This window comes from Paraburkholderia acidiphila, assembly GCF_009789655.1.
GTDB lineage: Bacteria > Pseudomonadota > Gammaproteobacteria > Burkholderiales > Burkholderiaceae > Paraburkholderia > Paraburkholderia acidiphila.
On sequence record NZ_CP046911.1, the window covers coordinates 1,234,498 to 1,260,106 of the forward strand.

The following is a 25,609-nucleotide window of genomic DNA, read 5'->3' on the forward strand; positions in this document are numbered from 1 at the left end:
GCCTGAGTGGCTTGAGCCGCGCGACTAAGGACTGGCAACGCCGCTGGCCGCGTCCGCATGCGCTGGCCTTGGTGCATCCTGCCCTCCCCCTAGCGCGACGTAGAGCGAAGCGCCGTTTTGCAGCGCCGCCGCGCGCAGCTGGATCAATTGCTGTTGGGCCGCGAACAGGCTGCGCTTCGCATCGACCACTTCCAGATAGATGGAAATGCCGTTCTGGTAGCGCAGTTCGGCGGCTTCCGCGAGGCGCGCCTCGGAGTCCACCGCGCGCTCCTGTGCCGCGATCTGCTCCTGCAGGCGCTGGCGCGCGATCAACGCGTCGGAGACTTCGCGGAACGCCACCTGAACGGTCTTCTGGTAGTTCGCGACGAGTTCCGTTTGCCGCGCTTCGGACAGGCGCACTTGCGCGCTACGGCGGCCCGCGTCGAAGATGGGCAGCGTGACGAATCCGGATATGAGCCATGCCTGCTTGCCGGGGACGAACAAATCGCTCAGCTCCGGCGAGACATAGCCGAAATTGCCCGTGAGCGATACGCGCGGGAAGTAGTCGGCGCGCGCAGCGCCGATATCGGCGTCGGCGGCTCGCAACGATTGTTCGGCCGCGCGAACATCGGGGCGCAGCGCGAGCAGCGCGGAAGGCAGGCCCGCATCGAGCGTGCCGAACTGGTCGGCGTCGGCCAGCGCGTGGCGCTGCGTCATGTCGGCGGTGTCGGGCAGCGGCCCGCCGATCAGGACCGCCAACTGATCGCGCTGCTGGCCCGTCGTTCGTTGCAGCTCGGCAAGCTGCGTCTGCGCCTGCGTGACGAGAATGCGCGCCTGCTCAAAGTCCACGAGCGAAGTCGCGCCCGCTTCAAGCCGCAGCCGCGAGACCTCCAGCGCATATTGGCGCGTTTCGAGCGTGTGCTGCGCGAGGTCGATGCCCTCGTTGCCCGAAAGGATCGCGTAGTACGTCGCCGCCACGTTGCTGATGAGCGAAAGACGAAACGCTTCGTTGGCCTCCATCGTCGCCAGATAATTGCGGCGCGCTGACTCGCTCAGGTTCGCCACGCGCCCCCAGAAGTCGAGTTCGAATGACGTGACGGCCACCTGCACGCTGTACTGGTTGAAGTGAATCGAGGTGTTGTTATTGGGCAGCTCGGGCTCGATGGTGTTGAGCGGCGTTTTGGTGCGGGTGGCATCCGCGCCCACGGCCACTTGCGGAAACTGCGCGGAGCGCTGCACACGGTAGAGCGCCTGCGCCTGCTCGATGCGCGCCACCGATGCCGCCAGATCGCGGTTATGCGCAAGCGCCATGGCAATGAGTTGCTTGAGCGCCGGGTCGCGGAAAAACGCCTCCCACGTCAGTTCCGAAGCGAGACGCTCGCCGCCCGGCGCGGCGATATCCGCACTCTCGTAGGTGCTGGCAACCGGCAGCTCCGGTTGCTGGTAACGCGGAGCGAAATTGCACGAAGCGAGCACCAGGCACGCAGCGATCGCGATCCACCTGGCAGTCTTAAACATCGCTTGCTCCTGCAGGCCGCGCATCTTCTTCGTCATCGTCCTGCGTGCGATTGCGGCTCAGCCATCTGCGCGCCACCACATAGAACACCGGCGTAAAGAAGATGCCGAACAGCGTGGCCGTGAGCATGCTGCCCATGATGCCCGTGCCCACCGCTTGCCGCCCCGCCGCGCCCGCGCCCGTGGCAACCACGAGCGGCAGCATGCCGAGCACGAAGGTCACGCTCGTCATCAGAATCGGCCGCAAGCGCTGGCGCGCGCCGTTGATGGCGGCGCTCACCGTGTCGCTGCCGGCGGCTTCCTCCTTGATGGCGAATTCCACGATTAGAATGGCGTTCTTGGCCGCGAGGCCGATGATCGTCACGAGGCCGATGTTGAAATAGACATCGGCGGAAAAACCGCGCGCCATGGTGAGAAGAACGGCACCCAGCACGCCCAGCGGAATGATGAGCAGCACGGCAGCGGGAATCGCCCAGCTCTCGTAGAGCGCGGCGAGCAGCAGAAACACCACGACGAGGGACAGCAGCAGCAACGCACCGATCTGCCCGGCCGCCTGCTGTTCCTCGAAGGCCGTGCCGGTCCATTCGTAGCTCAGGCTGCCGGAAAGCACGTGGTCCGCAATGCGCTCCATCTCGGCGAGCGCCGCGCCGCTGGAGCGGCCCGGCGCCGCCTGCCCCGAGATCGTGGCCGAGGGAAAGCCGTTATATCGTTCGACCTGCTGCGGCCCCGCGGTCCAGTGCACGCTCGTGAACGCCGAGAACGGCACCATCTCCCCCACGTTGTTGCGCAAGCGCAGCGCGCCGATGTCCTCGGGCCGCATGCGCTGATCGGCGTCGGCCTGCATGAGCACGCGCAGCACGTTCCCCTCGTAGACGAAATCGTTCACGTAGTTCGAGCCGAACGCGAGCGCGAGCGCGCTGTTCACCTGGCCGATCTGCAGCCCCAGTGCACGTGCCTTCACGCGGTCGATATCGACATAGAGTTGCGGCGCGGGCGGCAAGCCGTCGGGCCGCACGCCCACCAGCAACGGGCTGCGCGCGGCCTCGGCCAGCATGCGCGCGCTCGCCTGCTGCAACGCCGCGCCGCCTACGCCGCTGCGGTCGAGAATCTTCATCGTGAAGCCGCTCGCATTGCCGAGCGAGGGGATGGCCGGCGGGTCGAGGGCGAAGACGAGCGCCTGCGGAATATTGCGGAACGCCGCGTTCGCGCGCCCAACGAGCGCCCCCGCCGAATTCGCCGTGCCTGGCCGGTCCGACCACGGCTTCAGGTCGACGAACGACATGGCCGCCGACTGCCCCTGCCCGAAGAAGCTGAATCCCGTGACCGAGGCGATATTGCGCACCTGGGGCTGCTGCCGGAGAAAGGCCTCGACCTGATCGACGACCTGTTGCGTGCGCTGCGCCGTCGCGCCGGGCGCCGCCGTGTACGCGACGAAGATATGCCCCTGGTCTTCGCCTGGAATGAAGCCGCGCGGCAACTGGGTGAAGAGGAACCCCGTCGCCGCGCAAACTGCGACGAAGACGACGAGCCACCGCACCGGTTTGCGCAGCATGGCCTGCACGGCCAGCACATAGCGCTCGGTGGCGTTTTCCATGCCGCGATTGAAGGCGTCGAAAATGCGCTGCTGGATGCGCGCCGGCCAATGCGTGGCGGTGCGCTTGCCTGTACCGTCGCCGGTCTTCGTCTTGCTGCCCAGCAGCGTCGCCGACATGGCCACGCCCAGCGTCAACGCGAGCAAGGTGGACAGAAAGATCGAGACAGTGAGCGTGACCGAGAACTGGCGATAGATCGCGCCGGTCGAGCCCGGAAAGAACGCCATCGGAACGAACACCGCAATGAGTACGAGCGTGCTCGCGATGGCGGCGCCCGCAATCTGCCCGATGGCCTTGACGGTCGCCCGCCGCGCACTGAGCCCCTCTTCCTGGATCACGCGCTCGACGCTTTCCACCACCACGATCGCGTCGTCATTGAGCACGCCGATCGCCACGACCATGGCGAACAACGAGAGCAGATTAATCGAGAGTCCGAACAAATAAATGCCCACGCAGGTTCCAACCAGCGCGATCGGCACCACCAGCGTCGGAATGAGTGTCGCGCGCCACTTCTGCAGGAACAGGAACACGATGACCGTCACGAGCAGCAGCGCTTCGATCATCGTGCGCAGCACGCCGCTCAGCGAAGTCGTGATGAACGGTGTGGTATCGAACGGCACGACCCACGCCACGCCCTTCGGGAAAGTCGGCTGCAACTGCGTGAGACGCTGCCGCACCGCGTTCGCCACGGCCAGCGCGTTCGCGCCGCTCGCGAGCTGGATCGCGATCCCTGCGGACTCCTTGCCGTTCACGCGAAAGCGAAAGCCATAGCTGTCGTTGCCCAGTTCCACGCGCGCGACGTCGCCCACACGCACCGTCGAGCCATCCGGGTTCGAGCGCACGATGATCTCGCGAAACTGCTCGGGCGTCGAAAAGCGGCCGCGCGTGACGATCTGCGCATTGAGTTCGGCGCCCGGCGCAAGAGGCTGATCGCCGAGGCTCCCGCCCGCGGTCTGGCTGTTCTGCTCCTGGATGGCCGTCATGACTTCGTTGGCCGAAAGACCGAAGCTGCTGAGTTTTTCCGGATCGATCCATATTCGCATGGCATAGGACGATCCGAACAACTGCGCATCGCCCACGCCGGGAATGCGGCGCAATTCGTTGACGATGTTATTGGCGGCAAAGTTGCCGAGCTCCACAGCCGGTATCGACGCATCGGCGGATTGCAGCGCAATGAGCATCAGAAAGCCCGACGACGCTTTCGTGACGGTCACGCCCACCTGCCGCACTTCCAGCGGCAAGCGCGGCTCGACACGGCTCAAGCGGTCCTGGACCTGCGAGAGCGCGACGTCGAGATTCGTGCCGGGCCTGAGCGTGACGGTGATCTGCGCCGTGCCGTTCGAGCGGCTTTGCGACGACATGTAGAGGAAGTTCTCGACGCCGTTCATTTCGTCTTCGATGATCGACGTGACCGTGCGGTCGAGCGTATTCGCGTCCGCGCCGCTGTAGACCGCCGATATCGTCAGCGAGGGCGGCGCGACGTCGGGGTATTGCTCGACGGGCAGCAGCATGAGCGCGAGGCCGCCAAAGAGCGCGATGAAGAGCGCAACGACCCACGCGAACACCGGCCGGTAGACGAAGAATCGGTTCATGGCGCGCGCCGCTCAGGAGTGACCCGGAGCAGCAAAGGGACGAGCGTCCACGCGCTGCCCCGGCTGCACCCTCTGCCAGCCGTCGACGATCACGCGCTCACCCGGCTCCAGCCCATCCTTCACGACCCATTGTCCCGCTTCCTGCGGACCGAGAACGACGTTGCGGCGCACGACCGTGCCGTCGTCGGCGACGAGCGAGAGGCTCGCCCCGTTGTTGTCGAACTGTACGGCGCGCGCGGGGACGATCAGGCCATTCGGTATCGTGCCGATCACGATACGCCCGCGCACGAACTGCCCCGGCAACAAAATGCGCGACGCATTGTTGAACCGCGCGCGCAGCACCTGCGTGCCGGTGGAGGGATCGACGACGAGATCGGTAAAGTCGAGTACGCCCGGCTCGCTGTAGTCGTCGCCGTTCGCGAGCGTGAGCCGCACTTGCGCACGGTCTGCGTCGGGCGCCGAGAGCGTACCCGACGCGATCTGTTTGCGTACTTCCAGCAATGAAATGTTCGACTGCGTGAACACGGCGTTCACGGGCGAGAGCTGATTGACCTGCGTGAGCAAGGTCGCGCCGCCCGCACTGACGAGCGCGCCTTCGGTCACGAGCGCGCGCCCCACACGGCCCGCAATGGGCGCGCGTACCGTGCATCGATCGAGGCGAAGCTGCGCGAGCGTCACGGCGGCGCGTGCGTCCGCAACATTCGCGTCGGCCTGCTGCAGTGCGGCCGTCGCCGCCTCGAATTCCTGGGCGCTCACGACCTGGCGCGCCACCAGCGGCTTGAAGCGCGCCACTTCGGAGGCCGCATTGCCCTGCACGGCCTGGGCCCGGTTCAGCGCCGCCTGGGCCTGCTGCAGTGCGGCCTCGTAGTCGCGCGAATCAATGAGGAAGAGCGGCGCGCCGGCGCGCACGTCGGTGCCTTCCTCGAACAGCCGCCGCTCGACGATACCGTCTACGCGCGCCCGCACCTCGGCTGAGCGGATCGCTTCGATGCGCCCCGGCAGTTCGATCACGCGGGGAATGGATTGCGCCGCAACCGTTTCGACCAGCACGCCCGGCGGCGGCGCTGCGCCGCTCTGGGCTTGCCGGTCGCGGCACCCGAAGGCCGCCAGCAGCAGCATGGCCGCGACGCCGAACAGCAACGGTCGACAGCGTCTGGGTTCGCAGTTTGACACGCGAGGCTCCACCGAAAAATAGAGTCGGTACACGCGCGCTCGAATGGCTCGTTGCACATGTATTCGAACGGCTCACTGCGATGTTCACTCAAACTGCGATTTACAGCCCCCGATGTGCGCAGTTTGCCAGTGCGCAAGCATCAGAAAAGGGCACGACGTTTCGATCGTTATCTAACAGATACCGCTTTCAAGCATTCACAGGATTTACGCAAAATCGCCACAAAATCAACCACTCGTAAATTTCTTGAAGTCGAAATTCCCTTTACTACTATGGATACACGCTTCACACCCTCATTCAGACCGCTGCATTCCCTCATATTCCGGCCATTGCCCACCCGCTTTTAAGGGCCCGTTCGTACAGCCGGACATCACGGCTTTCGGGTTGTTCTATAACCGAAGAAGCCATAGGTCATGGCGCCGTCAATCATCTTCTTGCCTCAGGAGATCGAATCATGAAAAACCAACTCGTCCTCTCAATCATCGCTGCGCTCGTCGTCGGCGTCTCCTCGTCAGCAATGGCACAAGGCTCCGGTGGCGATCAAGCCCAGGGGACAGGTCGCCAGCAGGTCATGCCGACCATGCCGCATCGCGACTGGCATGAAGGCCAGCAGGTTCCTTCCAAGTACCGGCATTACAACTATCAGATGGCCGACTGGAAGTCGCATAATCTCGACGCACCGAAGCGCGGCCAACAGTGGCTGGGCGTGAACGGCGACTACGTGCTGGTGTCGAGAAGCAACTGGAAGATCGCGAAGATCGTTCCGGGTACTGAATGAGTGGAATGACACGACGGGCTACGTGAGCGTAGCCCGCGCTATGGCTGGCTGATTCATGCACGGGCGGTTGCCATGCCCGCCGCCCCTTTCAGTCGACGAGCCGCGAGCGAAGGCGCTTGTACTCGTCGTCCGAAATCGATCCTGTCGTTCTCAGCTTGTCGAGCTTCTCGATTTCGTCCGCGACACTGTAGCCCACGATGTGGCGCAGTTCCTCGCGCGCCTTCTGCGCCCGCTCCTGGTTGCGATGCGCCATGTCTCTGCCTTGCGTGAGGACATAGGCGAATATGCCGATATAGGGCAAAACAATCAGAAATATCACCCAGACGATCTTCATGAATCCCGATATATCGGTTCGACGAAACAGGTCGCTCGTGATTGTGATGAACAGCCAGAACCACAGAATGAACATGAATATCGAAAACGCATCGATAATGAAGTTCGAAAACGTAAAGCCATTTGCGAAGATCATGAATCGCCTCCGTCGGTTTTGCGTGTGGAAAACGGCAACTGGGTGCTGACACGGGCATCGAGGGCCGTCGATGGCTGGAGCGTGCTCGCGCGAAACGTGATGCATGGAAGCGACGCGGCCACCAACGTGCCTTTCGTCAGGTCAAATCAGGCCGCGCCTGCGCTCCCGGCCGGCAAACGGCACCACGGCCATGGAAATGAGATCGAGCCCGAGGAACAGCCCGAGCAAGGGCAACGGCACGCTCGGGAAATTGGCGGCCAGAAAAATGGCGAGCAGGAACGACAGCGCCGCGCTGACAATGCCGATATTGTTGAGCTTCACGTCCTGCCCGACCGACGCAATGATCTTGAAGAAGCCGTCGAGCACGAAGAAAATCATCAGCATCACGGTAAGACCGCGCGCCCGTGCGCTGTCGTTGACCAGAATGAGAATGCCGATGAGGACGGGCACGATGACTGGCGGAATGCGCCTGACCGCGAGCTTCCAGTCTCTCGTGGTGATGAGACTCAAGGCATGCACGAAGCCGCAGAATAGCAGCATCCTTGCGATGAAAAGCGTTCCGATCATTGACCTTGTCGTGAGCGACAAGACGATACAGAAAATTCCCGCCGCGACGAGCAGGGTTGAACTGGCAATCGGAAAAATAGCACGCTTTGGCATATTCGAATGTAACTGCGTCAATACGGTTACATAGCTCGGCATATCTGACTTGCGCGTATTCTTGCCGAATTATAGGCTTAAGCGAAATTAAGCGTTCTGCTATCAGCCGTCGAAGTATAGTGCTTGAGTCCGCAAATACAAGGGCGCGATTGCACCGTGAACCTCGAACGCAGCCACACCTTTTCGTTCAGCCCCGACGGCCAGCACTTCCTGCTAGACGGCGAGCCCTTCCAGATTCGCAGCGGCGAAATGCATCCCGCGCGCATTCCACGCGAGTACTGGCTGCATCGCATTCGCATGGCCAAAGCAATGGGCATGAACTGCATCGCGTTGTACATCATGTGGAATTACCACGAGCCGCGCAAAGGGGTGTTCGACTTCGAAAGCGGCAACCGCAATATCGAAGCGTTCATCCGTCTGTGTCAGGAAGAATCGCTGTGGGTGCTGTTGCGACCCGGGCCTTATGTTTGCGCCGAGTGGGACCTGGGAGGCCTTCCCGCTTACCTGCTGAGCGAACCTGACATTCAGCTGCGCACCGACTCGGCCACGGATGCCCGTTACATGGCGGCGGTTGCGCGCTATATCGGCGAGCTGGTGCCGCGCATCAAGCCGTTGATGCTCGAAGAAGGCGGCCCGATTCTGATGCTCCAGATCGAGAACGAGTTCGGTTCTTACGCAAGCAATCCCGCTTATCTGGAGGAGCTCAGGCAGCTTTGGCTAAGGGGCGGGATAACGGGGCCGTTCTTTACCGAAGACGGCCTCGTGCAACTCGAACGCAGTCGCAGCACCGTGAAGGGCGGCGCGATTGCGTTGAGCAACGGCAATGTAAAGCAAATCGCGGCGGTGCGTCGCGCCTTTCCCGCCGTCCCCGCAATGGCGGGCGAGATCTACACGGGCTGGCTCACGCATTGGGGCGAGCCGGTATTCTCTGGGCTCGATTACGATCTTTCCGCCGTCTTGACGGAATTCATGCAGTCGCAATTGTCGTTCAACCTCTATGTCGTTCATGGCGGCACGAGCTTTGGCTTTTATGCCGGCGCGAACGTGGACGAGTCGGGTAACTATCAACCCGATATCACCAGCTACGACTATGGCGCGCCGATCAACGAGCAAGGGGTGGCCACGGCGCAATACGTGAAGTATCGCGACATCATTGCCCGCTACCTGAGCGAGCCTTTGCCGGACATTCCCGATGCCTTCGCCACCCTCTCGGGCGACACGCTCGCGCCTACGCTCTACGCCTCGATCTGGGACAACCTGCCGGCGCCCCTGCCACGCGAGTCGAGCGTCGATCCGCATTCGTTCGAACACTACGGCCAGACTTCGGGCTTCATGCTGTATCGCAGAACGCTGCAGGCGCAACCCGTTGGCGCGCTGGATATCAGCGGCGTTCATGACTATGCGACGGTTTTCGTCAGCGAGCGTTACGCGGGTGGCGTTTCGCGCGCGCAGATTCCGCCCGACTATGCGCAGGCGTTGCGCGTGACGCATCGTGCGCCGCTCGCACTACCGGGCGCGTCGGCGGCAGCGCCGGGAGCGCTGGAACTCCTGGTAGAGGGCATGGGACGCGTCAACTACGGGCCCGCGTTGGTCGACCGCAAAGGTCTGCTCGAACCCGTGGGGCTGCAATGCGCCGATGGGTCCCTCTCGTTGCTCAAAGACTGGGAAGCCTTTTTGCTGCCGATGGATGAAGCGTTCATCGCCGGGCTGAAGGCACGCTGCACGAATCCACTGAAACCCGGGCTCTTTTTCAGGGCGCGTCTGGATTTGACCGAGATCGGCGACACATGGCTCGATATGCGCCATTGGACCAAAGGCGTGGTCTGGGTCAACGGGCACAATCTCGGGCGCTATTGGCGTATCGGTCCGCAACAGCGCTTGTATTGTCCCGCGCCGTGGCTCAAGCAGGGCGAAAACGAGGTGCTGATCTTCGACCTGCACCAGATCGAGGCGAAACCTGTGCAACTGATGGATTCGTTGTATTAGCAACCTTCTTCCGGCACGAGTTCCAGCGTAAGCACTTCGAATGGGGCGAGCCGAATATCGAACGGCACGTCCGCATCAAGTATTGGCGGAAAGCTGGCCGCGCTTGCATGCCAGACAGTGCGCGCGTGAAACCGCCCCGCCGCAGCAGCCGGCAGTTCCAGTTGGCGCCGCAGCGACAGTGCAAAGCGCTGCGCCTCATCACGCGGATTGCGCAGCGTCACGATGGCCTTGTGCGGCGCCCACGCCGCCCAGCCGTAGATGGCTGCCTCGTCGGGCGCGCCGCCAATCCAATGGCTGTCGCGCAACACATCGCTGTTCGCGCGCGCCCATCGGGCGGCTTGCGCGAGCACATGCCAGTCGTCCTCTCCCAGCAGCGAAGGCGTGACATATAGCTCCTGCAATTGCGTACCGCTCGCGAAGAACGACCGGACTTCGTGCGCGAATGCGCTCCCTTGCGACGCATTCAGTCGCGCATTGCACTGTGCAAGGACAATCCCGTGCAGCATGAGCGAATTGAGCGGAAAGAACGGGCTGCGCCGCACGACATTGCGATACGTCTGCGCGTCGCGGTAGGTGATCCAGCGCTCGCGGTTCGTGCCGCTGCCCGCTTGACCGTCGTCGTTGCCGCCGCGCCAGATCGCGTCGACGTAGCGCAGCCAGAACGGCGACGCATGCGTACCTGTCGAGAGATTGATGAAAGTATCGGGTTTGGCCGCGCGAATATCGCCGATCAAATGGATCGCCGCGTCCCAGTCGCTATCGAACAGGCTGCCTGGAAACACGCTGTCCGCGTTGCCCGTCCCGTCGAACTTGAACTGGTTCACGCCGTCCCTCGCGAGCAGGTTCATCACGACTTCGTGAAAACGCGCGTAATAGCGCGGCCCCGATAACGCAAGGCCGTTGTCGATGATTTCATAACCGGCGGCGCGGCCGCGCGCGACGCGCTCCTCCTTCGGCGCGCAATAGCCGCCCCAGGGAGACAGCCATACGCCCGGCGCGCCGCCATATCGTGCCGCGGCGTCGCGCAGCGGCGCGAAACCATCTGGAAATGCCCGGCTGAAATGCCAGCCTCCGCCAAGGTCGTCCCAGCCATCGTCGAAAAGAAACGAATCGATCTGCACGCCGCGCTGCGTATGCAATTCGCGGCCGATCGTTTCGATCCGCTCCAGCGCCTGTTCCTGCGTATAAGGCGTGAGGTAACCGATATCCCACCAGCTGTTGTAGTGCAGAAACGGCCGATAGGGACGGGCGCGCTCCTGTTCGAGGTATGCAGCGAAATCGCGCCGCAATTGACCTTCGCGAGCCACGCCGGCCACCGCGGAGTAAGTCAGCGTCCGGTTCCTTTCGAGCGGCAGCGTGCGTCGCAGCGCAAAGCTCACGTTTTCCCCTTCTACGTGGCTGGTTGCCAGCGGCAGTTCGAAGCCCAGATAGAAGTTGCCCGCTACGACCGGTGTGCCCTTGCGCTCGCTGCCCGCCTGCGCGCCGGGAGCGCGCGCCTGCAGCAACGAAACGACGGCGATGGCTTCGTCCTGGCGCAGGGCGGTCAAGTCCAGCCTCATGCGCAGATATCGCGCGCCTTCACGCTGCTCCACGCTCCATTGCGCCCGCAGGCGTCCCTGGGCGTCTTCAAGCGTGATGCACACGCGGCGGCCCGCCCGGCGTTCGGCCAATCTCGACGCCTGAGGGTTGGCGGCGCGCGCTTCTTCCCGTAGCGGAGCAAGCACGCGCATTGCGGCCGGGCCGAGCGTGATGCCGTCCGCAAAAGTCAGCGCGAACGGGGTGACGATGGGCAACGCGCGCCTGCCCACGCAATCGACCAGCGAGAAGTGGGTAAGGTGTTCGTCCGCCAATGCCCAGTGCAGGGCAATTGCATCGTTCCCGAACGAACAGGCGTCGTCCTGCTGCCGGAATTCGGCCATACAGGCTTGCGTAGAAGTTCGATCGTCGGCACGCATGGGAAACCTGTTTTGGGCGCAAAGCGCCTTCATAGGGTAATGGCAACTGCCACGCGCATTCAAGGCGCACCGCGCAACAGCGTGTAATGGCCCTAAAGCGGCGCGCCCAAACGGATGTCAATGCCATGCCGCATGATTTGCTTATGGGAACCTTAAGCGAATGCGCTTTCGCGCAGCTTTACCACCGGTTACACGATTGACAATTCCGCGCATTCCTTCCGTAAGCTCAGCGACTAGAATCCGCTTCCATCGCAACCGCGTCCGTTGAATGGAATAGAGATCATTATGAATCGCCTGACGTTTTATCTACTCGCAGGGCTCGCAGGGACGTGTGTCAGCGGCGCAGCATCCGCCCATGCCGATATCGGTGTTTATCTCGGCGTTCCGGGTCCGGTTTACGCCGCGCCCGAGCCGGTTTACGAGGCGCCGCCGCCCGTCGTGTATGCGGCGCCCCCCGCAACCGTCTACGAAGCGCCTCCGGCTTACGGCTACTACCGCTACGACCACGACGAAGACGAACGCCACTGGCATGACCATGGGCGTCATCGCGGCTGGGAGCATCATCACGGCGACGACGACGATTGACTGGCGACGCCTGAGCAAATAGTTGCGCGCGCAACATAATGCGCGCGCCTGCGCCCGGGTTCGTGCGACTTCATTTCCGATACCTGATCATAGTTGTCTAGCCAATAAACGCTTACAACGTCTCCGCCTCGCCCCCAACGCCATCATCCCGGCGTGCAACGCTTATATGGCAAAGCGTTTACACCTTCCGCCAGCAAAAACCCTGGTTGCCTCACTATGTGAGACTCCTTATCTTGTCTATACAACACGGCTGACGTGACGGCCCGCTGTTGAGCATGCCGCCATCGGTTCTGGCGGCGTTGAAAGACATACTGGAGACTCCACGTCAATGAAGAAGTTTGCCCTGTGCATGGCGATGCTCGCCGTCGCAACCTCCGTTTGCGCGAAGGATTGGACCACGGTCCGCTTCGGCGTGGATGCCAGCTATCCCCCGTTCGAATCGAAAAGCACGGACGGCAAGCTGGTCGGTTTCGACATCGACGTCGGCAATGAAATCTGCAAGCGCCTCGACGCGAAGTGCGTTTGGGTGGAAAGCGAATTCGACGGCATGATTCCGGCGCTCAAGGCGAAGAAGTTCGACGCCGTGCTCTCTTCGATGTCGATGACACCGCAGCGCGAAGCGCAAATCGCGTTCTCGTCGAAGGTCTTCCACACGCCCAGCCGTCTCGTCGCGAAGAAAGGCTCGCCCCTCCAGCCCACCGCCGATTCGTTGAAGGGCAAGACAGTTGGCGTCGAGCAGGGAACGACACAGGAAGCCTATGCCAAAGCCAACTGGGCGCCCAACGGTGTGAAGATCGTGCCTTACCAGGATCAGGACCAGGTCTATGCGGACCTGCTTTCCGGCCGCCTCGACGCCGCGCTGCAAGACGCGGTGCAGGCCGACCTGAGCTTCCTGAAGACGCCGCGCGGCGCAGGCTACGCGTTCACGAACGGCGAACTGAGCGACCCGGGCGGCATCCTCGGCAACGGCGCCGCCATCGGCCTGCGCAAGGACGACGCCGACCTGAAGGTCAAGATCGACAAAGCGCTCGCGGACATGATCAAGGACGGCACGTACAAGAAGATCGAGTCGCGATACTTCGCATTCGACGTGTACGGCTCGTAAGCGCCAGGCACGACACACGCGACAAAGGCGCGGGACATTCCCGCGCCTTTTGCCCTTTTTCAGCCGCAGCACATTCGCCTCGCGCTCACGTCACCATGCACATTCAGAAGCATCCGCTCATTTCGCCGGCGCTCGGCACCGCGCGGCACCTCACGAGCTTCCACTATGGCCCAACCGGCGCGCAGAAGATCTACATCCAGTCGTCGCTGCATGCCGACGAACTACCCGGCATGCTGGTCGCCTGGGCACTGCGCAACCGCCTGGCTACGCTCGAAGCGGCGGGCAAGCTGCGCGGCGAAGTCGTCGTCGTACCCGTGCCGAATCCGATCGGCCTCAATCAGCGCCTGCTTGGCCAGTTGCTCGGCCGTTTCGAAAGCGGCACCGCGGCCAACTTCAACCGCCACTTCCACGATCTCGCCGAACTCGTGCTGCCGCGTGTCGGCCCTCGACTCACCGGCGACGCGCAGCAGAATCTGCTCGCCGTGCGCGCTGCGATGCGAGAAGCGCTTGATGAACAGTCGCCCACCACCGAACTCGGCTCGCAACGTCTTGCGCTCCAGCGCCTGTCCTACGACGCCGATGTCGTGCTCGACCTGCATTGCGACTTCGAAGGCGCCATGCATCTCTACACGAACCCCGAACTTTGGCCCGATGTCGAACCGCTCGCGCGCTATCTCGAAGCGAAGGCATCGCTCTTCGCGCTCAATTCGAACGGCAACCCCTTCGACGAGATTCACAGCTTCTGCTGGTCCGCACTGCGCGAGCGCTATGGCGCGCGCTACCCGATCCCCAACGGCGCCGTTTCCGTGACGATCGAGCTGCGCGGCCAGGCGGACGTGAGCTACGACTTCGCCGAGCACGATGCGAACGCCATCGTCGACTACCTCACGCATCGTGGCGTGATCGAGGGGACGCCTGCGCCACTGCCCCGGCTCGAATGCGAGCCTACGCCGTTGGCGGGCGCGGAGACACTCATCGCACCAGCCTCCGGCGTGCTCGTGTTCCGCACGCCCGTTGGCGTCAAGGTCGAACCTGGCCAGCCGATTGCCGATGTGGTCGACCCGCTGACCGATCATGTCGCCACCATCACGAGTTCCGTGTCCGGCATGCTGTACGCGCGTCAACGCACGCGCTTCGCCACTGCGGGGATGGAGGTGGCGTGGGTAGCGGGCGCCACGCCGCTGCGCAGCGGGTCGCTGCTGCCGGATTAACTTATGTGGGGTCACAGTTCGTCAGAAGTGAATCTGTGACGAGGCGTAACAGCGCGCCTATCCGCACACCGCAAAGGACATTGCCCGCCGTTGCAGCGCAGTCGGCACGCAAGCAAGCGCCATTTACACTTGCTTTCGATTCTTTACCTATGCGCGCCGGGTTGATATTTACGATTGCGATCGCCTGACGCATCGGGCGCCAAGGCGGCTGGGATCTCCGTTTCCGGCCGCCTTGGCGCCCGATGCGTCGTTCGTAAATAATGTCAGCGGAATGGCCCACAATAAATGAACAGTTTCGATACCGTCATTCTGGAAGCGCTCACCCGAATCGATCTGCCGCCACTGCTCAATCACGCGATCCGGGTCATGGCGGGACTCTATACGTTCAAAGGTTATTGCCTCATCCCGCTCATCGTGTGGATCTGGTTTCAGCCGAACGAGCGGCGCGAGTGGCGACGCGAGATGATGATCGCCACGGTGGCCAGCGGCCTGATCGCACTGGCAGTGGGACGCCTCCTCGCGCGCTTTTTGCCGTTCCGGCAGCGGCCCATTTTCAATCCCGATCTGCATCTGCATTTCGCCTCGTCGTCCTTGCGGGCGGCCGGGCTGACCGACTTCAGCTCGTTTCCAAGCGATCACGCCATGCTGTGGGTGGCGATTGCAGTGGGAATCTTTCTTGTATGGCGTTTCGTCGGCGCGCTGGCGATTTTATATGTCGTACTAATCATTTGTCTGCCGCGCGCCTACCTCGGCTATCACTACCCCACGGATCTGATCGCGGGCGGCGTAATCGGTGTGGCGATCACCTGGCTGATGACGCGCGACATTATCAGGAAGCGCACTGCCAAGCCCGCTCTGCGCCTGGTAACGCGCTTTCCAGGGCCGTCCGCCGCCCTCGCATTTCTCGTGTGTTTCGAGCTGGTCACGCAGTTCGACGATCTGCTGCGACTCACCCACTCCGTGTTGCACGCAATGAGCTGAACGTTGGCGCGGGCGGCGCTTTCGGCGCGCCGCCCGCGCGACATCACACTGCGCCCGGATTGACGTACGCCGTCTTGACGGTGGTGTAGAACTCGCGCGCATAGCTGCCTTGCTCGCGCGGGCCGTAGCTCGAGCCCTTGCGGCCGCCAAACGGAACGTGATAGTCCACGCCCGCCGTCGCGGTGTTCACCATGACCATGCCGGCCTGCACATGGCGGCGGAAATGGTTGGCATGGTTGAGCGACGTCGTGCAGATGCCCGCCGACAAGCCGAACTCCGTCTCGTTCGCCACGGCCAGCGCTTCGTGATAGTCCTTCACCTTGATGACCGAGGCGACAGGGCCGAACACTTCTTCGCGGTTGATGCGCATGGCCGAAGTCGTGCCGGTGACGAGCGCGGGAGCCAGGAAATAGCCGCGCGTGGCGCCTTCCACACGCTCGCCGCCGTACACCTCGCCACCCTCTTCGCGCGCAATCGCGATATAGCGCTCGTCCTGCTGCAGCTGCTTGTCGTCGACGACCGGCCCGATATGCGTGCCGTCCGCCAGCGCGTCGCCCGTCTTCAGCGTCTTCATGCGCGCCTTCATCGCTTCGACGAAGCGGTCGTGAATGCCTTCGGTCACGATGAGCCGGCTCGATGCCGTGCAACGCTGCCCCGTGGAGAAGAAGGCACCGTTGATGCAGGCTTCCACGGCCACGTCGAGATTGGCGTCGTCGAGCACGACCATCGGGTTTTTGCCGCCCATCTCCAGCTGGAACTTCTTGCCCGTTGCGAAGCACTTTGCGCCAATCGCGCGGCCCGTCGCGACCGAGCCGGTGAAACTCACGGCGTCGACATCAGGAGAGCTGACGATCGCCTCGCCCACCACCGAACCGCGTCCCATCACGAGATTGATGACGCCGGCCGGCGCACCCGCTTCCGCGATGATCTTCACGAGTTCCCACGTGCTCGCCGGCACGAGGTCGGCCGGCTTGATGACGACCGTGTTGCCGTAGGCCAGGGCGGGCGCAATCTTCCAGGCGGGAATGGCGATCGGAAAGTTCCACGGCGTGATGAGCCCGATCACGCCGATCGGCTCGCGCGTGACCTCGACGGTCATGCCGGGCCGCACCGAGGGCACGATCTCGCCGCCAAGGCGCAGCGCTTCGCCCGCGAAGAACTTGAAGATCTGCGCGGCGCGGCCCACTTCGCCGATGGCCTCTGGCAGCGTCTTGCCCTCTTCGCGCGCGAGCAGGCGGCCCAACTCGGCTTTGCGCGCGAGAATGACGCTGCCCACCTGGTCGAGCAGGTCGAAGCGTTGCTGCGGCGTCGAAAGCGACCACTGCGCGAACGCTTTACGCGCGGCGGCGATGGCGGCGCGCGTCTGCGCGTCGTCTGCCTGCGCGAATTCGCCGATCGCGTCGTCGAGATTGGAGGGATTGACGTTGGTGGAGGCGGTGGCGCCGCGCACCCATTCGCCGCCGATGTAATTGTCGAACTGGTTCATGTTGCGTTTCCTGATTCAGTGGCTCACAGCAATCCGCGCGAAGCCAGATTGCGATAAAGCGCGCGCACGCCGAAGGTCCACGGCGCGAGTGCCGTGCTCAATTGCACGGTGTTGATCAACGCGCCGAGTTCCGGTGCCGAGATGGTGACCTGGTCGCCGAGATGATGCGTGAAGCCGCCGCCCGCCGTATCGCGGTCCTTGATCGGCGAGAACATGGTGCCGAGAAAGAGCATGAAGCCATCGGGATACTGGTGATGCGGGCCCCACGTTTGCGACACGAGGTCGGCCGGGTCGCGGCTGATCTCGCTCATGTGGCTGATGCCTTCCAGAACGAAGTCGTCGTCCGCGCCTTCCACGCGCAGCGCGACGCTCGTCTTGCGCACCGTGTCGAGGTCGAACGACGCGTCGAACAAGCGCACGAACGGGCCAATCGCACACGAGGCGTTATTGTCCTTGCACTTGCCGAGTAGCAGCGCCGAGCGGCCTTCGATGTCGCGCAGATTCACGTCGTTGCCGAGCGTCGCGCCGACGATCTCGCCACGGCTGTTCACGGCCAGCACGATTTCCGGCTCCGGGTTGTTCCAGACCGAAGCGGCCAGCAAGCCGACATCGTCGCCAAAGCCCACTGCCGACATCGGCTGCGACTTCGAAAACACTTCCGCGTCGGGCCCAATGCCCACTTCCATGTACTGGGACCACGCGCCGCGCCGCTCGAGTTCGGCCTTGAGCTTCATCGCTTCTTCGGAGCCCGGCTTGATCTTCGAGAGATCGGTGCCGATCGTGGCCGCGATGGTCTCGCGCACTTCCTGCGCCTTCGCGGGGTCGCCGCCGGCCTGCTCCTCGATCACGCGCTCGATCAGGCTCACCGCGAAGGTCACGCCGCATGCCTTGATGGCCTGCACGTCGTTGGGCGCGAGCAGACGGACAGCGGGCGCCGCGCTGCCTGGCAGGTTCGCTTCGATCAGGTTCTCCACCGGGCCGAGCGATTCGCCGCTCACCGTACGCGCGAATTGCGCGGCGTCTTCGCGGTCGAACAGGTCGGCGGTGGTCGGCACGCTGGCCGTGATGTCGATGACTTCGCCGTTGCGAACGACCACGACGCAGGGGCCTTCATGCTCGCCTGCTTTGCGCCATACGCGGCCAACGAGCAATGCCTGCCCGACGTCGCGGGGAAGCCAGTTTGATGCGGTGTTCGAGGTCATGCTGCCTCCAGTTTGGTATCCGGTATTTAGTGTGAATGGCGCGGGTTGCCGCGCTCGGCAATGACTTTCAGATAAAGCGTGGCGGGTTCGAGGCAGCCGCCCGTGGACAGTTGCCCCACCGTCTTGCGATACAGCTCTTGCCACGGCGTCTGTGCAGGCGGCACCTCGAAGTGCGCGGTTTCGCGGCGTCGCGCAAGCTCAGCCTCGTCGACCAGCACGTTCACGCTGCGCGCGTTCAGATCCACGCGAATGCGGTCGCCCGTTTGCAGCAGCGCGAGGCCGCCGCCCACCGCCGCTTCGGGCGACATGTTCAAGATGGAAGGGCTCGCCGACGTGCCGCTCTGGCGGCCATCGCCAAGCGTAGGCAGCGACGTGATGCCCTGGCGCACCAGTTCCGCCGGCGGCGCCATGTTCACCACTTCGGCGCTGCCCGGATAGCCCACCGTGCCCGTGCCGCGAATCACGAGAATGCAGCGCTGGTCGATTTCGAGCGACGGGTCGTTGATGCGTGCGTGGTAGTCCTCGGGACCGTCGAACACGATCGCGCGCGCCTCGAACGTATTTTCCGCGCCTGGCTCGCTCAAGTAGGTTTGCCGGAAGGCGTCGCCGACCACGGACATCTTCATGATCGCGCTGTCGAAGAAGTTGCCCGAAAGCACCATGAAGCCCGCGCCGTGTTTGAGCGGATCATCCGTTGTCCTGATGACTTCGCGATCCGGCTCGGGCGTGCTGTCGGCAATCGCGCCAATGGTACGGCCCGATACCGTGAGACAGTCGCGGTGCACGAGGCCCGCGCGGTCGAGTTCGCGCAGCACGCCGGGCACGCCGCCCGCGCGGTGAAAGCTCTCGCCGAGAAACTCGCCCGCCGGCATGCAGTTGACGATGAGCGGCACCTGTTCGCCCACGCGCTGCCAGTCTTCGAGGCTCAGTTCGATGCCCATGTGCCGCGCGATGGCGATGAGGTGCGGCGGACAGTTGGTGGACGCACCCAGCGCGGAGGCCACCACGATGGCGTTCTCGAACGCCTCTTTCGTCATGATGCGCGAAGGCCGCATGTCGTAGCGTACGAGGTCGACGATGCGCTTGCCGGTGGCGTACGCCATCTGGCCGCGCTCGCGGTAGGCCGCCGGAATGCTGGCGCAGCCGGGCAGCGACATGCCCAGCGCTTCGGCGAGGCTGTTCATCGAGAGCGCCGTGCCCATGGTGTTGCAGTGGCCGATGGAGGGCGACGAAGCCGTCGTCAGTTCCATGAAGCCCTCGTAGTCGATCTCACCGGCCGCCAGCAGGTTGCGCGCGTGCCAGATAACCGTGCCAGAGCCGACGCGCTGGCCGTTATGCCAGCCGTCGAGCATCGGGCCGCCCGAGAGCACGATGGCCGGCATATCGACCGTTGCCGCGGCCATCAGGCACGCGGGCGTGGTCTTGTCGCAGCCGGTGGTCAGCACGACACCGTCGAGCGGAAAACCGTGCAGGATCTCGACGAGGCCCAGATAGGCCAGGTTGCGGTCGAGCGCCGCCGTGGGCCGGCGGCTCTGCTCGGCGAGCGGATGCACCGGAAATTCCATCGGAATGCCGCCCGCGTCGCGAATGCCCGCTTTCGTGCGCGCGGCGAGTTCGATGTGGTGGCGATTGCACGGGGCGAGATCGCTCCCCGTTTGTGCGATGCCGATGATGGGGCGGCCAGACTGCAGTTCTTCGCGGGTCAGACCGTAGTTCATGAAGCGCTCGACATACAGCGCGGTCATGTCCGCATGGGCCGGATCATCGAACCATTCCTGGCTGCGCAGGCGCCGTGCGTTGGGCTGGGTCATATCACTCACTCCGTTATTCCTTGTCTCGACGATGTGGCGGGTCCACATCGGGGTCCGCGCCGATTTGTTATCGGTAACATTTCTGGATATTAGCACTTTGCGAGCGCGCTGTGCACCAGGACAGACCACGCGTTTTCCCGGTTACGGCGCGGCGCCGACCGCCCCCCGGCGCACTCGCCCGACTTGCTCTCGCGCCCCTTGCCGTGCTAATTTAGCGCCCGCAGTGTTACCGATAACAAAATGGCGTGCTGTTCGCTGCCAGCACAGAGATCCAGCAAACACACCACGAACTTCGTGGAAATAGCCTCCCCTGCTACGGGACCGTTCAAAGGCATATGTGAAAGGAGACACATCCCATGCCAACTCTGACCCAGATTGCGGACTCCCCGTCCGCCGTCAATGAAGCCGAAGACCGCTTGTACCGCAAGGTATTGAAGCGCATCTTGCCGCTTCTGCTGCTGTGCTACGTCGTCGCCTACCTCGACCGCGTGAACGTCGGCTTCGCCAAGCTGCAGATGCTGGATTCGCTGGGCCTGAGCGACAGCATCTACGCCGTGGGTGCGAGCATTTTCTTCTGGGGATATTTCCTCTTCGAGATGCCGAGCAACCTGTTGCTTCACCGTTATGGCGCGCGTTTCTGGATCGCACGCATCATGGTGACATGGGGCATCGTTTCATCGTCGCTCGCCTTTATCGCGCCGCTCGCGAGTTTCTTCCACGTGCAAACCTCGACGATGTTCTACATCCTCCGGTTTCTGCTCGGCGTGTGCGAAGCGGGTTTTTTCCCCGGCATCATTCTGTACATGAACTACTGGTTTCCGGCGCGCCGCCAGAGCGTCGCGATGTCGGGGTTCCTGATCGCCATTCCGGTGAGCCTCACGCTCGGCGGGATTATCTCGGGATGGCTGATGGAGAACACGCACGGCCTGTTCGGCCTGGGCGGCTGGCAATGGATGCTGTTGCTCGAAGGCATTCCTTCGATTCTCGTCGCCTTCGTGGTGCTGTTTCGCATGGGCGACGGCATTCAGTCGGCGAAATGGCTGAGCGCCGCCGAAAAAGCGCTGCTGCAAAAGAATCTCGAACAGGAAAGCGGCAAGAAAACGCATAGCGCCGTGGCGGCGCTCAAAAGCCCGCGCGTCTGGCTGCTGACGTTCATTCTGCTCACCTTCAATACCGGCTTCTATGGCCTGGCGTTCTGGCTGCCTTCCATCATCAAGGCTTCCGGCGTGAAGAGCACGTTCAATATCGGCTTGCTGACCGCCATTCCCTATCTCAGCGCGGTGGTCGCCATGATCTGGAATGCGTCGCACTCCCGCAAGACGGGCGAGCGCCGGCTGCATGCGGCCATTCCGGCCTGCATCGGCGGCGTCGGCCTGATTCTGAGCGCCTTGTTCGCGCATAACGTGCCGCTTTCTATCGTATTCCTGACTATCTCCACCTGCGCGATCCTGGGCCTCATGCCGATCTACTGGACGTTCCCGGGGCAGATTCTCTCAGGCACCGCCGCGGCGGCCGGTATCGCGCTCATCAACTCGGTCGGCAATCTGTCCGGCTTCACGGGCTCCATGATCACCAGCGTCGCGAAGGACCTGACCGGCGACATCAATAACGGCACCTATGCGCTGGGCGCCTGCTTGCTCGTGAGCTGCGTTTTGATTCTGTCGATTCCAAAAAGCATGCTGAACCGGGACCTGGTGGAAGAGAACTGATATGCAAAACGGCTAAATCGCCCGTTGCGAAGACCACCTTCTGGCGGGCCTTCCTTACACGATCCTTTTTCAAAAAATGCGCCGGCCTTGTGCCGGCGTTTTTTTTGCCCTGCGCAGGCAGACCTGGCCCCCTCGGCGCTTGCACAAAAAACGTCCAAAATAAACAATGCGAGGTGCCTAAAGAATTCCAGCACCCTGCCGTTAAGCCGTAAAGACTGCTTTCCGCCCGACACCAGACGATCGGGCCACCATCAAGCCATGGAGACGCTGTGATTCGACACTGCCTTGGGGGCCTGCTGCTGGCGCTCGGTTGTCTTGGCACCGCGCTTGCCGCGGGTCCCGACTGCTCGCGCTCATTTACGCTGGCCTTACACGATCACGGGCTGCTCTATTCGGTCGACACGGACACGGGCATCGACAAGGACTTCGCCGACGCATTGGCGCGGCGCAGCGGCTGCCAGATCCGCGTGAGCCTGATGTCGCGCGCGCGCATCTGGAAACTGATCGAATCGGGCGCGCTCGATTTCAGTCTTTCGGGCATTGCGAACGACGAGCGCAATCAATACGCGGATTTTGCCTGGTACTTCAGCAACAAGTACTATCTGCTGGTTCGCAAGGATTCGGGCATCCACCAACTGGCCGATTTCGAGCACAACGACAAGTTCCAGCTCGGGGTGATTCGCAGCTTCCGCTACAGCGCGTCGGCCAATCGTCTTGTCGACTCGCTCTCCGCCGAAAACCGTGTGAGTCAGGCCGGCGGCCTCGAACCGCTTTACCAGGCGCTGATTCTCGGGCGCATTCAGGGAATGATCATCGAGCCGTTCGATTATCCCGCTATCGACGAAGCGAAGATCCGGAGCGTAACGAATATCGTGGAGTTCGACGATCCCCCCATTCCGCATGGACTCATCATGTCGAAGAAGGCGCTCTCGCCGGAAGAGCGGGACAAATGGCGAGCGCTCGTCAACGAAATGATCGCCGACGGCACGGTGCGACGCATCTTCACGAAGTACTTCAAGCCTGACCTCGCCGACTCGATGGTCCCCTTCTAGACGCCACCATGACCCGGACGCGCCTCGTTCTGCTCCCGCTACTGGTTCTCTGCGCCGCGCTCGGCGTGACGTGGGCGCTCTGGAACCACGAGCGGGAAGCGGCCCGCCACGAACTGCTCACGCAGTTCGACTTTTCGCTCGGCGACGTCGTGAGCCGCATCGAGCAGCGCATGGGCACGTACGAGCTTTTGCTGCGCGGCGTGCAGAGCCTCTTTGCCGCCAGCGGCGAAGTCGACCGCGACGCCTTCCGCGCTTACGTCAACACGCTCAATCTCGACGCGAACTTTTCCGGCATCCAGGCCATCGGCATCATCGCGTGGGTGCCGCAAACGCAAAAGGCCGCGCATATTACGGCCATGCAGCAGCGCGGACTGCCGGGCTACTCGATCGAGCCCGAAGGTGCGCGCGAGAACTACGCGCCCATCATTCAGCGCGAGCCGTATATCGGCGCCAATCGCGCGGCGCCCGGTTTCGACGCCTGGGCCGACCCGGTGCGCCGGCGCGCCATGGAGCAGGCGCGCGACACCGGCATGGCGACCATTTCCGGCAAGGTGCGCCTGTCGGTGGACACCGACCCCGGCGCCGACCCCGGCTTCGTGATGTACATGCCGGTCTATGCGCGCGGCCAGACGCCGGAAAACGCCACCGAGCGCGAGGCGCAGCTCGTTGGCTGGGTGTATGCGTCCTTTCGCATGCACGACGTCATCGCCAGTCTTTACGGCGAGGAGCCGCCCGGCCTCTCGGTTTCCATTTACGACGGCGTGGAATCGTCGACGGATGCGCTGCTCTACAGAACGTCGGGCGCCACCCCGCATCACGTGCCCGGCGAGCTTTCGGCGACCGAGTATCTCGTCGTGTGCGGACACGACTGGATGCTCAAGCTGATGGCGCGCGACGGTTTCAAGGCCCGCTTCGGCCGCGACGCGGCCACGCTCATCGCCATCACCGGCACGGGGCTGAGCCTGCTGCTCGCGTTGCTCACGCGCCTCATGATGACGGGCCGCAGCCGTGCGCTACGGCTGGCTTCGTCGATGACGAAGGAACTGCGCGAAAGCGAGGAAAAATTCCGCGCCATTGCCGACTGCACGGTCAACTGGGAAATCTGGTGGTCGCCGGAAGGCAAGCCGCGCTGGATCAATTCGGCGGTGGAGCAGTACATCGGCTATACCGTCGAAGAATGTATGGCCATGAGCGATTTCGCCTGCACGGTGATCTATCCGGACGACGCCGCCTACGTCGCGCCCGAGTTTCGCGGCGCGCAACTGGGCTCGCGCGGCGACAACCTGGAGTTTCGTTGCGTGCGCAAGGATGGCTCGCTCATGTGGCTTTCCGCTTCGTGGGTGCCGATCACCGACTCCAAGGGCGATTTCATCGGTTTCCGCACGAGCGGACGCGACATCACCGAGCGCAAGATCGCCGACCAGCGCATCAAGGAACTGGCCTTTTACGACGCGCTCACCGGCCTTCCCAATCGCACGCTGCTGCTCGACAACCTGAAGGACGCCATTACCGAGAGCGCGAGGAACGGCACGAGCGGCGCCCTGCTGTTCATCGATCTGGACCACTTCAAAACGCTCAACGACACGCTGGGCCACGACAAGGGCGACCTGCTGCTGCAGGAGGTGGCCAAACGCCTCGCGGCGAGCATTCCAGCAGGCGACACCGTGGCGCGCGTGGGCGGCGACGAGTTCGTCGTCGTGGTGGGCAATCTGAATCCCGTTGCATGCGAAGCGGCCTGCCAGACCGAGGCCTTGGGCGAGCGGATTCTCGCCGTGCTCGGGAATCCTTATCGACTCGACGAGATCGACTACCGCAGCACGGCCAGCATTGGCGCGACGGTATTCAAGGGCTTCCAGGCATCGACGGACGACCTCATGAAGCAGGCCGATCTCGCCATGTACAAGTCCAAGGAGCGCGGACGCAACGCAGTGCGGCTCTTCGACCCCGACATGCAAACCGTCGTGGTGGAGCGGGCTGCGCTCGAGGCGGCGCTGCGCGATGCGATCGAAAACGAACAGTTCGTGCTGCACTACCAGATGCAGATCGACCGCGACCGCGTAACCGGCGTCGAGGCGCTGGTGCGCTGGCGTCATCCCGCACGCGGGCTCGTGTACCCGGCCGATTTCATTCCCGTGGCCGAAGACACCGGGCTCATCGCCGAGCTGGGCCGTTGGGTTCTGCACGCGGCCTGCACTCAATTGGCGCGCTGGGCCGCGCGGCCCGACACCGCGCATCTCACGATTGCGGTCAACGTGAGCGTGCAGCAGCTTCACCAGCCGGACTTCGTGGAAAGCGTGCGCGCCACGCTCGAACAAACCGGCGCGCGAGCGGACCGGCTCAAGCTGGAGTTGACGGAAAGCGTGCTGGTGGACAACGTGCAGGAGATCATCGAGAAAATGGAAGCGCTGAAGGCGGATGGGATCGTCTTCGCGCTCGACGATTTCGGCACCGGCTATTCGTCGCTTGCGTATTTGAAGCGCCTGCCGCTCGACCAGCTGAAAATCGACCGCTCATTCGTGCGCGATGTCCTCGTCGACCCGAACGACGCGGTGATCGCGCGAACCATTGTGGCGCTCGCGCACAGTCTCGGCCTCGGCGTGATCGCAGAAGGCGTGGAAACCGAGGAGCAACGCGCCTTCCTCGCCTCGGCGGGATGCTACGCGTTTCAGGGCTATCTCTTCTGCCGACCGATTCCCGTCGAGGAGTTCGAAGCGGCGTTGCGCGGACTCGAGGCGCCGCAGTGCGTCACGGAGTAGGCGCGCCACGCCGC

At 63.2% G+C, this 25,609-nt stretch carries 18 protein-coding genes; 9 read left to right on the plus strand and 9 right to left on the minus strand.

Annotated elements, in window-relative coordinates; genetic code table 11:
- Positions 1–24: 24 nt before the first annotated feature.
- Genes FAZ97_RS29825 through FAZ97_RS29835 form a run of 3 tightly spaced genes read right to left on the minus strand, consistent with a single transcriptional unit; the run spans position 25 to position 5,851 of the window.
- Positions 25–1,497 carry an efflux transporter outer membrane subunit gene (locus FAZ97_RS29825; protein WP_158762313.1) on the minus strand — a complete coding sequence of 491 codons (1,473 nt, stop codon included), beginning with the start codon at positions 1,495–1,497 and terminating at the stop codon, positions 25–27.
- Complete coding sequence (locus FAZ97_RS29830) at positions 1,490–4,678, minus strand: multidrug efflux RND transporter permease subunit (protein ID WP_158762314.1); 3,189 nt, start codon at positions 4,676–4,678, stop codon at positions 1,490–1,492. The genes FAZ97_RS29825 and FAZ97_RS29830 overlap by 8 nt, the downstream gene beginning before the upstream one ends.
- A 12-nt stretch (positions 4,679–4,690) precedes the next feature.
- A complete protein-coding gene (locus FAZ97_RS29835; protein WP_233271883.1) occupies positions 4,691–5,851 on the minus strand; it encodes an efflux RND transporter periplasmic adaptor subunit in 1,161 nt (386 codons plus the stop codon).
- A gap of 452 nt (positions 5,852–6,303) precedes the next feature.
- Between FAZ97_RS29835 and FAZ97_RS29840 the strand changes: the two genes are divergently transcribed.
- Positions 6,304–6,627: an RcnB family protein gene (locus tag FAZ97_RS29840; RefSeq protein ID WP_158762315.1), complete on the plus strand. Its 324-nt coding sequence runs from the start codon at positions 6,304–6,306 to the stop codon at positions 6,625–6,627.
- A gap of 88 nt (positions 6,628–6,715) precedes the next feature.
- Here FAZ97_RS29840 and FAZ97_RS29845 read toward each other — a convergent pair whose 3' ends face one another.
- Positions 6,716–7,096 (minus strand): PLDc N-terminal domain-containing protein, encoded by a 381-nt coding sequence (locus FAZ97_RS29845; RefSeq protein WP_158762316.1) that lies wholly within the window; start codon positions 7,094–7,096, stop codon positions 6,716–6,718.
- 141 nt (positions 7,097–7,237) lie between these two features.
- Positions 7,238–7,663, minus strand: a complete 426-nt coding sequence (locus FAZ97_RS29850) for a hypothetical protein (RefSeq protein WP_158762317.1) — start codon at positions 7,661–7,663, stop codon at positions 7,238–7,240.
- A 249-nt stretch (positions 7,664–7,912) separates the two neighbouring features.
- Here FAZ97_RS29850 and FAZ97_RS29855 point away from each other — a divergent pair, with 249 nt between their 5' ends.
- Positions 7,913–9,742: a beta-galactosidase gene (locus tag FAZ97_RS29855; protein ID WP_158762318.1), complete on the plus strand. Its 1,830-nt coding sequence runs from the start codon at positions 7,913–7,915 to the stop codon at positions 9,740–9,742.
- On the opposite strand, the gene FAZ97_RS29860 is transcribed toward FAZ97_RS29855, so the two are convergent.
- On the minus strand, positions 9,739–11,661 hold the full coding sequence (locus FAZ97_RS29860) for an enterotoxin (RefSeq protein ID WP_158762319.1): 1,923 nt from the start codon (positions 11,659–11,661) through the stop codon (positions 9,739–9,741). The genes FAZ97_RS29855 and FAZ97_RS29860 overlap by 4 nt on opposite strands.
- 321 nt (positions 11,662–11,982) lie before the next feature.
- On the opposite strand from FAZ97_RS29860, the gene FAZ97_RS29865 reads away from it, so the two are divergent.
- The 4 genes from FAZ97_RS29865 (at position 11,983) to FAZ97_RS29880 (ending at position 15,579) form a co-directional block, all read left to right on the plus strand.
- Positions 11,983–12,282, plus strand: a complete 300-nt coding sequence (locus FAZ97_RS29865) for a hypothetical protein (protein ID WP_158762320.1) — start codon at positions 11,983–11,985, stop codon at positions 12,280–12,282.
- Between the two features lie 328 nt (positions 12,283–12,610).
- A complete protein-coding gene (locus tag FAZ97_RS29870) occupies positions 12,611–13,387 on the plus strand; it encodes an ABC transporter substrate-binding protein (RefSeq protein ID WP_158762321.1) in 777 nt (258 codons plus the stop codon).
- A gap of 95 nt (positions 13,388–13,482) precedes the next feature.
- Complete coding sequence (locus FAZ97_RS29875) at positions 13,483–14,598, plus strand: succinylglutamate desuccinylase/aspartoacylase family protein (RefSeq protein ID WP_158762322.1); 1,116 nt, start codon at positions 13,483–13,485, stop codon at positions 14,596–14,598.
- A 285-nt stretch (positions 14,599–14,883) separates the two neighbouring features.
- Entirely contained in the window at positions 14,884–15,579 is a 696-nt protein-coding gene (locus FAZ97_RS29880) for a phosphatase PAP2 family protein (protein WP_158762323.1), read from the plus strand.
- Positions 15,580–15,622: 43 nt separating this feature from the next.
- Here FAZ97_RS29880 and FAZ97_RS29885 read toward each other — a convergent pair whose 3' ends face one another.
- Genes FAZ97_RS29885 through FAZ97_RS29895 form a run of 3 tightly spaced genes read right to left on the minus strand, consistent with a single transcriptional unit; the run spans position 15,623 to position 20,078 of the window.
- A complete protein-coding gene (locus FAZ97_RS29885; protein WP_158762324.1) occupies positions 15,623–17,065 on the minus strand; it encodes an aldehyde dehydrogenase family protein in 1,443 nt (480 codons plus the stop codon).
- Positions 17,066–17,088: 23 nt separating this feature from the next.
- Positions 17,089–18,267 carry a fumarylacetoacetate hydrolase family protein gene (locus tag FAZ97_RS29890; RefSeq protein ID WP_158762325.1) on the minus strand — a complete coding sequence of 393 codons (1,179 nt, stop codon included), beginning with the start codon at positions 18,265–18,267 and terminating at the stop codon, positions 17,089–17,091.
- A gap of 26 nt (positions 18,268–18,293) precedes the next feature.
- Positions 18,294–20,078, minus strand: a complete 1,785-nt coding sequence (locus FAZ97_RS29895; protein WP_158762326.1) for an IlvD/Edd family dehydratase — start codon at positions 20,076–20,078, stop codon at positions 18,294–18,296.
- A 356-nt stretch (positions 20,079–20,434) separates the two neighbouring features.
- On the opposite strand from FAZ97_RS29895, the gene FAZ97_RS29900 reads away from it, so the two are divergent.
- The 3 genes from FAZ97_RS29900 to FAZ97_RS29910 all read left to right on the plus strand — a co-directional run bounded on the left by FAZ97_RS29900 (position 20,435) and on the right by FAZ97_RS29910 (position 25,595).
- Positions 20,435–21,787, plus strand: coding sequence for an MFS transporter (locus FAZ97_RS29900; protein WP_158762327.1), 1,353 nt, complete (start codon positions 20,435–20,437; stop codon positions 21,785–21,787).
- A 269-nt stretch (positions 21,788–22,056) separates the two neighbouring features.
- Positions 22,057–22,839, plus strand: a complete 783-nt coding sequence (locus FAZ97_RS29905; RefSeq protein WP_158762328.1) for a substrate-binding periplasmic protein — start codon at positions 22,057–22,059, stop codon at positions 22,837–22,839.
- Between the two features lie 8 nt (positions 22,840–22,847).
- Entirely contained in the window at positions 22,848–25,595 is a 2,748-nt protein-coding gene (locus FAZ97_RS29910; RefSeq protein ID WP_158762329.1) for a bifunctional diguanylate cyclase/phosphodiesterase, read from the plus strand.
- Positions 25,596–25,609 lie beyond the last annotated feature (14 nt).